Annotated in this window: 4 protein-coding genes; 2 read left to right on the top strand and 2 right to left on the bottom strand. The window is 70.9% G+C overall.

Annotated features, from left to right (window positions below; all coding sequences use genetic code 11):
• Window positions 1–210: 210 nt before the first annotated feature.
• Window positions 211–429, top strand: coding sequence for a hypothetical protein (locus AB0M80_RS32780; protein WP_364572686.1), 219 nt, complete (start codon window positions 211–213; stop codon window positions 427–429).
• A gap of 17 nt (window positions 430–446) precedes the next feature.
• Window positions 447–2,084: a DUF885 family protein gene (locus tag AB0M80_RS32775; RefSeq protein ID WP_364572684.1), complete on the top strand. Its 1,638-nt coding sequence runs from the start codon at window positions 447–449 to the stop codon at window positions 2,082–2,084.
• Between the two features lie 2 nt (window positions 2,085–2,086).
• On the opposite strand, the gene AB0M80_RS32770 is transcribed toward AB0M80_RS32775, so the two are convergent.
• Together AB0M80_RS32770 and AB0M80_RS32765 are read right to left on the bottom strand one after the other, a co-directional pair.
• On the bottom strand, window positions 2,087–3,358 hold the full coding sequence (locus AB0M80_RS32770; RefSeq protein ID WP_364572682.1) for an MFS transporter: 1,272 nt from the start codon (window positions 3,356–3,358) through the stop codon (window positions 2,087–2,089).
• Window positions 3,359–3,368: 10 nt separating this feature from the next.
• Complete coding sequence (locus AB0M80_RS32765; protein ID WP_364572680.1) at window positions 3,369–10,529, bottom strand: amino acid adenylation domain-containing protein; 7,161 nt, start codon at window positions 10,527–10,529, stop codon at window positions 3,369–3,371.
• Window positions 10,530–10,659 lie beyond the last annotated feature (130 nt).

Below are 10,659 nucleotides of genomic sequence, written 5' to 3'. Positions count from 1 at the left end.
ATCTCGCTCGGTGCTCCGCATCGCTCGCCGAACCGGAACGATCCGCACACCGGGAGAAGGCCCGGGCCTTCGAGGCATGACAGGCTCGACCACCAACTGGCTACTGGAGAATTGGTCCGCCGATGGCCGTGAGCCGAACCGTGCAGGAGAGCAGGGTGCCGCTGGTACGCCGGCGGCGAGAAGTTCTGGGGGATCATCCTGGTCACCTGCGTGACGATCGCCTGTGAGCGTTCGGTTCCCGGCATCCGCACCGCGCTCATCGCCGGCCTGTCGAGCGGTCCCGGCAGGATCAGGGCGATCGCCGCGACGAACGCGATGGGCGCCGCCTATCTGCTGACCGGGATCGGCCTGCCTCTGGCAGGGCGCTGGGCACTGACCGACGCGTCGCGGCGGACGTCGGTGGGCGTCGAGACCGCGACGACGAGCTGAGCGGAGTACCGGTGGTCATGCATGCGTCAGCCCGCACCGAACTGTCGCGGTGGGCGAAGGAGTTCTGGGAGTGGCGGCTGGCGACCCAGCCCGACTCCTACGACGACATCACGAGGGTCGAGCGGCCTCCCGGCTGGAAACCGGACTGGTCGCCTGCCGCGATCGCGGCACGGCGCGTGGCGCTGTCCGAGTTCGCCGAACGGTATCGCGCCATCGACGTGTCCACAGAGGACATACCGGTCCAGGTCGACCGGCGCCTGCTCGGCTCGGCGTTGGCTCGCGCACGCTGGGAACTGGACCTGTTGCGCAGTTGGCAACGCAACCCCGGCTTCTACGTCGATCAGGCCCTCGTCCCGGTCTACAACCTGCTGCTCGCGCCGGCGCCGTTCGACGCCGAACGCACCCGCGCGCTCGTCGCGCTGCTGGGCCACGTCCCGCCGGTGCTGGACCAGGCCACGGCCAATCTCGGCGACGAGACGGTCGGGACGTTCGCCGACCATGCCTTGGGCCTGCTCGCGCACGCCGGCCAGGACGTCGCCACCGCGATGACCGCACTGGCGTCGCAGCTGCCGGAGGAGTGCCGCGCCGACCTGGCCGCGGCCACCGAGTCGGCCACGACGGCCGTCGCCGGCTACCGCGACTGGCTCCGTGAGCACCGCCACGAGTTTCGCGGTGCGGTGTCGATCGGCCCCGGTGCGTTCGGCTTCTTCCTGCACCGGGTCGCGTTGCTGCCGTATCCGGCGACACGGTTGCTGGCCATGGGCCGACAGGAGTGGCAGCGGGCGGTCGCCACCGAAACGGTGCTCCGCAACCGGTACCGGCACGAGCAGCCGCCTGACCTACCCGACCTGCCCACGCTCGTCGCCCGGGAGGAAGCGGCCGAACGGGCGGTTCGCCGATTCCTCGTCGGCGAACGGATCCTCGGCCAACCCGCCGGCCTGCGCCACTACCGCTTCGTCCCCATGCCGGAATACCTGGCGCCGCTGACGTGGCTCGGCGTCCCGCACTACGCGGCCGGCGAGAGCCGATCGGGCGAAGACGCGCTGCGTTACGTGACTGATCCCAGCCCGCGCCTGCCGTACTTCCCGCTCGCCGACGCCCGCGATCCTCGCTGCGGCATCATCCACGAAGGCGTGCACGCGCAGCAACTCGCGTTGTCCTGGCGGCATCCCGACCCGATCCGTCGTCACTACTACGACTCCACGCCCAACGAGGGCATCGCGTTCTACAACGAGGAGCTGATGCTCCAGTCCGGATTGCTGGTCGACGAGCCCACCAGCGCCCTGTTCGTGGCCAACGCGATGCGCCTGCGTGCGCTGCGCGTCGAGGTGGACATCGGCCTCGCCGTCGGCGAGCTCACTCTCGCGCAGGCCGCGGACCAGCTGGCCGAGCGGGTACCGATGGACCGCGCGACCGCCGTGGCCGAAGCCGCCTTCTTCGCCGGCAACCCCGGTCAAGGCCTGAGCTACCAGATCGGCAAGCTCCAGATCCTCGAGTTGCTCAACGACTGCGTGCGAGCGCGTGGGGGAGCGTTCGACCTGATGGAGTTCCACGACCGGCTGTGGGTGGAGGGCAACGTGCCCCTTGCTCTCCAGCGCTGGGAGCTGCTCGGGCTGCGTGACCACGTCGACACCGCCGACCGGCTCGCGCCGTAGGCTCACGCAGCCTCCGGCAACTCCTCTGCCTCGACGGCCGGGGGGTACAGGCGAGCCAGCCGGCGGGAGGTCCAGCGCGCTGCCGGTCCGATGAGGACGGCTGCACCCAGGAACAGTCCGCCCAGTGCGCTCCACCCGAGCAGGCCGAACGTGAGCACCAGCCACGTGCCGAACGCGGGGCCCAGGATGGACTGCGCGGCCAGGCTCATCTCCAGCCCGGCGAGGTACTCGCCCTGCGCCTGCTGGGGCGCGAGTCCGTAGAACAACCCCCAGCCGGCCCCGGACTGCACCATTTCGCCCACGGTCAGCAGCACGACCGAGGCGGCGATCAGAAGGACACCAGGGACCATCGCGAGCCCCTGGGACAGGCCGCCGAGCACGCACCCGGCCACCAGCACCACAGCCGACCACCGGGCGAGCCGGATGCTGCCCGCCAGTGACTCGGCTCCTCGGCTCAGCCGGACCTGGAACAACACGACCAGCACGGTGTTGATCATCAGCAGCACGCTGATCAGGGGCGCGGGCGCGCCCATCGGTCCGAGGATCCACAGCGGCACCACGACGTTGACCAGTGTCGTGTGCAGGGTCAGCATCGCGTTGAGCGCCGTGGTCAGCAGGAACGGTATGTTCCGCAGGGCCGTGAACGACCGGTGGGCGGCCACCGCGGCGGTCCTGGCCTCCGGCAGCCCGCGGATCACGAGTGCTTCCAACAGCACGGTCGCCGCGTCGCCGATCGGCAGGGCGTGGTATGCGGGCATCGTGCCGATCGCCAGCGCGAGCCCGGCGAGCGCGGCACCCACGGTGAAGCCGAGGTTGTTGAGCGAACGAACCTGCGCCCGCAACCGGACCCGGCGCTCCGCGGTGGTGATCGTCGAGACGAGCGCGGAGTTGGCCGGCCCCTTGCCGAAGGCGGTCGCCGACGCCAGGCAGGCCACGACGGTGAACGCCGCGAACGAATCGGCCAGCGTGTAGGACAACAGCGCGATCGCGTCCACGAGGCACAGCACCGTCACGACGCGCCGTGGGCCGAACCTGTCGGCGACCCTGCCGAACGTGCTGGCACCGAGGAACCCCGCGATGCCCGCCGCGGACAACGCCAAACCGACCTGCTGGGGCGACAGACCGGCGACGCGCAGCGCGAACACCGTCGTCCCGGTGATGAACAGCCCGTCGCCGATCGAGTCGAGGAAGATCGCCATGGCGTAACGGCGCTCGTTGCCCTTCGCCGGGACCAAGTCCTCGCGCATGCGCCGCAGGGCGCGCTTGAACACCATCGGATCTCCCCTAATCCCTCGTGCTGCGCTTCAGATCCGCGTCGACGACCGGCCCGATCTCGGCGAGCGGCCCGGGACGCATCATGTCCCCGTGATGACAGTCGATCGGGACTTCCGTGAGGCTTCCCGCCAGCGATCGCCAATCGTCCACCGGGGAGGAATCGGTTTCCCGGTCGCGTTGCGCCGTCAAGTAGAGGACCGGCCCGTCGAACGGTTCCGGCCGCGCCGACGTCACGAGCCGCTGCACCCGCAACGCGGCGTCGATCAGTGTTTCCGCGGCGACGCCGGCCACGTCCGCCAGGTCGACGCCGAGATCCCGGCCGATCGTGTCGGCGATCTCCGCTCGCCCAGCCGTTCCGCCGAGGTCCACGTACGAGTCCAGCAGGACCAGCGTGCCGACGGTCTCCCCGATGTCGCGCAGGCGTACAGCGACCGCGTGCGCCAAGTTGCCACCGGCCGACCAGCCGAGGAGGTGGTACGGCCCGGCCGGGCGCACGCGCCGGATCTCGTCGACGTAGTCGTCCACCAGTTCGGCCAGTGTGGTGGGTAACCGGTCGGGCGCATGGATGCCGCGCACCTGAAGGCCGTAAACGGGCCGATCCGGCAGATAGCGGCGCAGCCCGGCGTAGCACCAGCTCAACCCGGCCAGCGGTGGCAGGCAGAACAGTGGTTCTCCGGCCCCTTCCGGCCGGATCGGCAGGAGGGTGTCGAAGGCATCGAGCTCTCTGCCGGCAGTGTGCAGCCGGCTGGCCAGCCCGGCGGGCGTGGGTGCCTCGAAGAGGGCCCGCACGGTCAACGCCACACCGAACTCGGCCCGCACCCGGGCGATCAGCCGCGTGGCGAGCAGCGAATGCCCGCCCAGCTCGAAGAAGTTGTCGTCGGCACCCACGTCCTCGACTCCGAGCACCTCGGCGAACACGTCGGTGATCATGCGCTCGGCGGGATTGCGGGGCGCTCGTCGCGTCGCCGGTTCGAACACGGGCGCGGGCAACGCCGATCGGTCCAGTTTTCCGCTGGTGTTGCAGGGAATCCGGTCGATCACGCTGATCGAGGCGGGCACCATGTAGGAGGGCAGCGACCGCGCGGTGAAGGCACGCAGGCCGGCCACGTCGAGCGTCGCGCCAGGCCGGGCCACCACGTACCCGGCGAGCTGCCGGTCACCTGGCCGGTCCTCCCGGTCGACCGTGGCAGCTGCCGCGACATCCGGGTGCGCGGCCAGCACGGCGTCGATCTCGCCCAGTTCGATGCGGAACCCGCGGATCTTCACCTGCTGGTCCGCGCGCCCGAGGTAGTGGAGCGTGCCGTCATGCTGCCAGCGCGCCAGGTCCCCGGTCGCGTACATCCGGTCACCCTCCTGGCCGAACGCGTCGGGCAGGAACCGTTGCGCGGTCAGTTCGGGCCTGCGGAAGTAGCCCCTCGCCACGTTCGCGCCGGCCAGGTGCAGCTCCCCGACGATGCCGGGGGGCACCGGCCGGAGGTCGGGGCCGAGCACGTAGGCACGGGTGTTGGCGAGGGGCGTGCCGAGGGTGACCGGCCGCCCGGCCGTGATGCGCGCCGACACCGTGTCGACCGTGCATTCCGTGGGCCCGTAGTAGTTGTATGCCGTGGTGCGCGGCGCTGCGGCGAGCTCGTCCCAGAGCTGCTGGTCGATCGCCTCGCCGCCGATCATGAGCATGGCAGGCGGGCGGCGGGCCGGGTCGAGCAGTCCGGCCGCGACGAGAGCCTTGGCGTAGGACGGCGTCAGGTCGAGGAAGTCGATTTCGTTGGCCACGACGTACCCGACCAGCGCGTCCGGATCGGCCCGCACGTCCGCGTCGATCACGTGCAGCTCGTGCCCGGCGATCATCCAGAGCACCTCGTCCCAGGACGTGTCGAACGAGAACGACGCCGTGACGGCGACCTTGATCGGGCCGGCCGCGCGGGAGAACAGCGTCCGCCGGTGTTCGGCGAACAGGTTGACCAGGTTGCGGTGCTCCACGACGACCGCCTTGGGGACGCCGGTCGATCCGGACGTGTAGATCAGGTAGGCGGCGTGACGCGGGTCGATCGCCGTACCGAGGTCGGTCGCGTCCGCCGCCCGCAGGCGTTCGGCGGTCGCCGGATCGTCCAGTACGACGCGCCGGACGTCGCCGAGGCCGCCGGCCAGCGCGGAATTCGTGATCACCAGCGCCGGCTCGGCGTCGGCGAGCATGTGCGCGATCCGGTCCTCCGGCAGGTCCGGGTCGACCGGCAGGTATGCGGCACCGGTCTTGAGGACCGCCAGGATCGACACCACGACGTCGGCTGCCCGGGGCAGGACGACGGCGATCCGATCCTCGGCCCCCGCTCCGGTCATGAGCCGGGCCAGCTGATTGGCTCGCGCGTTCAACTCGGCGAACGTCAACCGCGTGTCCGCACCGACGAGGGCGGTGGCGTCCGGGGTGAGCCGCACCTGCCGCTCGTACGCGTCCACGACGGTCCCGGCGGGCACGTCCAGTGCCGTGTCGTTCCACTCCGCGAGGATCAGTGACCGATCAGCCGCCGACAGCAGGTCGATGTCGCCGATCGGGGTGTCCGGCGCGGCGACGCAGGCGGTCAGCAGGGCTTCGAGGTGGGCGAGGAAACGTCGCGCCGTCGTGGCGTCGAACAGGTCCGTGTTGTATTCCAGCCGGCAGGAAAGCCCAGCGGAGCGGTCGAACACGTCGAGGGCGAGGTCGACCTGCGCCATGGCCATGTCGATGTCCTGGCCCTCCACGTGCAACCCGTCCATCGGAACCACCGCTTCCCCGCTGAGCAGGTTGAACATCACCTGGAACAGGGGGTTGCGGCTGGGATCGCGGGGCCGCCGCAGTCGTTCGACCAGCCGGTCGAACGGAAACTCCTGGTGCGCCAGAGCGCCCCGCGTCGTCTCCCGCACCCGATCCAGCAGCGCCGCGAACGGCAGAGAGGCGTCCAGTTCGTTGCGCAACACCAGGGTGTTGACGAAGAACCCGACGACCCGCTCGAGCTCGACCCGGGTGCGGCCGGCCACCGGTGTGCCGACGCAGATGTCCTCCTGCCCGGTGTAACGGTGCAACACGGTGGTCAACGCGGCGAGCAGCGTCATGTACAGCGTCGCTCGGCGATCAAGCCCGAGCTGACGCACCCGGTCGGACAGGCCGGGCGGGAGGTCGTGGGTGATGACGGCCCCGACGTAGGTCTGGCGCGCGGGCCGGGGGCGGTCCGTGGGCAGGTCGAGGTCCACCGATCCGGCCAGCCGGTGGCGCCAGTACTCGAAATCGGCCGTCGTGTCCCGTTGGGACGCGGCGAAATCGCCGTACTGGAGCGTGGGCTCGGGCAGCGGCGACGAGCCGCCCGCACGGTAGGCGTTGTAGAGCGTGGCCAGTTCGTCGCAGATGATGTCCAGCGACCACCCGTCGGAAATGATGTGGTGCTGACACAGAGACAAGACGTGCGTCGTGGGCGCCACGCGGAACAACGTGGCCCGGAACAGCGGCCCGGCCGCGAGGTCGAAGGGGCGCAGCAGATCGTCGCGCAGCAGCCCCGCGAGCGCAGTCTCTGAAGTATCTATTGTGGACAGTGCGACCGGCTCGGCGGGCAGCACCAGCTGCACCGGTTCACCGTCGCGGACCGGCAGCACCGTGCGCAGGGCCTCGTGCCTGCGCACGAGTTCGGTCAACGCCGTGGTGAGTGCGTCCTCGTCGAGTTCCCCGGTAAGCCGCAGCACGAGGGGAAGGGAATAGGCGGCGGCCGAGTCGAACTGGTCGAGGAACCACAACCGGCGCTGCGAGGGCGCGAGCGGTACCGGATCATGCGGATGCAGCCGGGGTGTCACCGTGTGACCCCTCGTTTCGGCACCGCTGCGCACGGCGGCCGCGAGCTCGGCCACGGTCGGATTGTCCAGCACCAGGTCGATGGGGAGATCGGCGTCGAACAACGCGCGCAAGCGGGCCGCGAGCCGCGTCGTCAGCAGCGAATGCCCACCCAGCTGGAAGAAATCGTCGTGCACTCCGATCCGCTCGACACCCAGCAGTTCCCGCCACACGGCCGCGATCGCCACCTCGGCGTCGGTCCGCGGCGCGGCGAACTCCGCTGTCTCGGCCGCCGGCTCCTCGACCCGTTGTTCGGGTGCTGACCGGGGTGCTTCGTCCAGCAGCCACCACCGGTTCTCGCGCCACGCGTACCACCCGCCCCAGCGGCCCACCGGCGCCGTGTCGGGCGGCGCACCGTCACCGAGATCGAGCACGGTCACGAGATCGGGTGCAGCAGCACGTGACTCGTTCACCGTGACCGGATCGGTCGCGCCGACGAGGACCAGCCGGATCCCGACGGAGCCGCAGTCCCGCGCCAGTGCTTCCCCCACAGCGACATCGGGTCCGACCACGACAACAGGGGACACCGCACCGTCCCGGGACACGGCCGTGACCGCACGGTCCACTTCGGACGGACGAATCGTGCCGAACCAGGCTGAATCCTGGCCGAACGCCCGCACCAGGTCTCGACCGGGCACGTCGCCGATGGTCAGCACCGCATCGTGCCGCCCGGACGGGCTCGTCGGCCGCACGCTCGCCCGCTCGCACCTGACCGGCTCGAACGGATGCGGCGGCAACGCGGTGCGGCGCGGTTCACCGTCTCCGAACAACCCCTCGACACCGGCTTCGAATCCCCGCTCCCACAGGCGGGCCAGCGCGGACAACACGCTGACCTCCTCGGGATCGCCCGAGCGCCCGGCGAACGACACGGCAAGCCGTTCGGGCGTCCAGGCCGGATGTGCGCGGAGCATGCGGGTCATCGTCTGGCCAGGCCCCAGTTCCAGGAATACCTGGCTCGGACCGGCGAGCAACGTCTCGGCGCAGTCCGCGAGGCGGACCGTGCTGGTCAGGTGGTCCATCCAGTAGTCGGCGCCGACGACCCGGGCCGGCTCGGCAAGGCCGCCGGTGAGGTTCGACAGGAACGGCGATGTGGGGACCCCGTGCGGCGTCGCGGCGATCGCCCGACCCAACCGTTGCGCGGCAGGCCGGATCCGCGGGGAGTGGAAGGCCCGGTCCGTGTCCAGCAGCTTGCTCTCGGTCGTCCCGTGGCGTCGCAACGCGGCCATCGCCGCCTCGACAGCCGATGGCGGCCCGGCGAGCACGGTGTGCACCGGACCCGCGACCGCGACGGACAGGTCGGGATGGGTGTCGAGCAGGTCCCGCACGTGCTCGGTCGACGCGGCCGTGCTCAGCATCAATCCCGGCTCGGTGTCTCGCATCGCCAGCCCGCGCTCGTGGATCAGCCCGAGCGCGTCCGAGGGCTGCCACAGCCCGGCCACCGTCGCCGCCACGTACTCGCCGACGCTGTGTCCCAGCATGGCGACGGGCTGGATGCCGAACTGGACGAACTGTCTCGCGAACGCGTAGCCGGTCGCGAACAGCGCCAGCTGCTGGTGGGCCGTGTCGCGCAACCACGCGGTGTCGCAATCGGGTCGCAGGGCTTTGGCCAGGTCGACGCCGAACCGCGCGCCGGCCAGGTCCGCCAGCTCGTCGAAGGTCTCCCGGAACACCGGGAGCAGCCGGTGCGCCGCGGCCCCGAACCCGGCCCGCAGCGTGCCCTGCCCGGGAAACAGGAACGCGCATGGAGTGCCCGAACCGGCGCGGCGAGCCGGTGGAGCGTCCCGCAGGGCGGCCGAGACCTCCGCGCGATCGGTCGCCACCACCGCGATCCGGTGCGGAAAGCGTCGCCGGCCGTGCGCCAGGGTCCACGCCACGTCCTCGGCCGTCTCGCCGTCCTGGGCGGGCTCGGCCAGTGCGTCGGCGACGTCGGACCGCAGCCTGTCCAAAGCCTTCGGCGTGGCCGCCGACAGGCCGAACACGCGTGGCCTGCGCTGCGGGGCCCGGCGCGACACGACCGGCGCCGACTCCAGGATCGCGTGCGCGTTCGTGCCGCCCATGCCGAACGAGCTGACCCCGGCGAGCAGCGAGCCGTCGGCCGGCAACGGCTCGACCGCGGTCGCGATCCTGAACGGGCTGGACTCCAGCTCCAGCTCGGGATTCGGCCTGCGGAAGTTCAGGGTGGGCACCAGCAGCCGGTTCTTCAGCACGAGAGCGGCCTTGATCAGCCCGGCGACGCCGGCGGCGGCGCCGGTGTGCCCGATGTTGCCCTTCACCGACCCCAGCCGGCAGTACCCGACACGGTCGGTGGACTGGCGGAACGCGGACGTGAGCGCGGCCAGTTCGACCGGGTCACCCACCTTCGTGCCGGTGCCGTGCGCCTCGACGTAGTGGATGTCGGCCGGGTCGACCCCGGCGACGGCCTGCGCGAAGCCGATCACCTCACGCTGCCCGGCGACAGAAGGGGCGACGTAGCCGATCTTCTGGCCGCCGTCGTTGTTCACAGCCGAACCACGCAGCAGCGCGATGATCCGGTCGCCGTCGGCGAGCGCGTCCTCCAGTCTGCGCAGCACCACCACACCGACCCCGCTGCTGAACACGGTGCCGGTGGCGTCGGCGTCGAACGGGCGGCAACGGCCGTCCGCGGACACGACGCTGCCCTCCTGGTAGAGGTAGCCGTTGGCCTGGGGCAACCACAACGCGACGCCACCGGCCAGCGCCGCGTCGCACTCGTGGTTGTTGAGGCTGCAGGCCGCCTGGTGCACCGCGACCAGAGCCGTCGAGCAGGCCGTCTGCACGGTGATCGCGGGCCCGCGCAATCCCAGCTTGTAGGCCACCCGGGTGGCCAGGAAATCCTTCTCGTAGCCGACCATCGCGGCCACCTCGTCCGACGGATCCACGAGGTCCTGGTTCACCCGGTCGGACCCGGCGAAGACACCCAGCCAGCCGCCGAACCGCTGCGGGTCGAGGCCGGCGTCGTCCAACGCCGCGGAGCACGCTTCCAGGAACACGCGCTGCTGCGGGTCCATCCCGGCTGCCTCGGCCGGGCTGTAGCCGAAGAACGCGTGGTCAAAGCATTCACCCTGGTCGATCACCCCGCGCACGGGCACGTAGTCGGGATGCCTGGCCACCTCGGCCGGCACGCCCGCGGCGAGCACCTCGTCCAACCGGAACCGGCTGATCCCCTCGACCCCGGTGCGCAGGTTGTGCCAATACTGCCGGGCGCCTCCGGCGCCGGGCAGCCGACACGAAAGCCCGACAATTGCGATGGCCGGCGCGGCAGCCTCCTCGGCCACATCGGAGTGGTCGTCCACGTCGCTCATCCACTCGCCTCTCACGCCGAACGAGATCCGCACGTCCGTCCACACGGGATACGCGGTCGTCCGCCCGATTCCACAGCAGGAACCGGGCATCGTTACCTCGAGTATCCCGCGTGGCCATTCCTGGCTGACA

Origin of the sequence: Amycolatopsis sp. NPDC051045, assembly GCF_040682955.1 — a bacterium.
GTDB lineage: Bacteria > Actinomycetota > Actinomycetes > Mycobacteriales > Pseudonocardiaceae > Amycolatopsis.
This window is presented reverse-complemented; position numbering and strand designations above follow the sequence as displayed.

Excerpts from the sequence above, each read along its gene's own strand:
- AB0M80_RS32775 (WP_364572684.1), top strand. The coding sequence starts at position 447 with ATGCATGCGTCAGCCCGCACCGAACTGTCGCGGTGGGCGAAGGAGTTC.
- AB0M80_RS32770 (WP_364572682.1), bottom strand. The coding sequence starts at position 3,358 with ATGGTGTTCAAGCGCGCCCTGCGGCGCATGCGCGAGGACTTGGTCCCG.
- AB0M80_RS32765 (WP_364572680.1), bottom strand. The coding sequence starts at position 10,529 with ATGAGCGACGTGGACGACCACTCCGATGTGGCCGAGGAGGCTGCCGCG.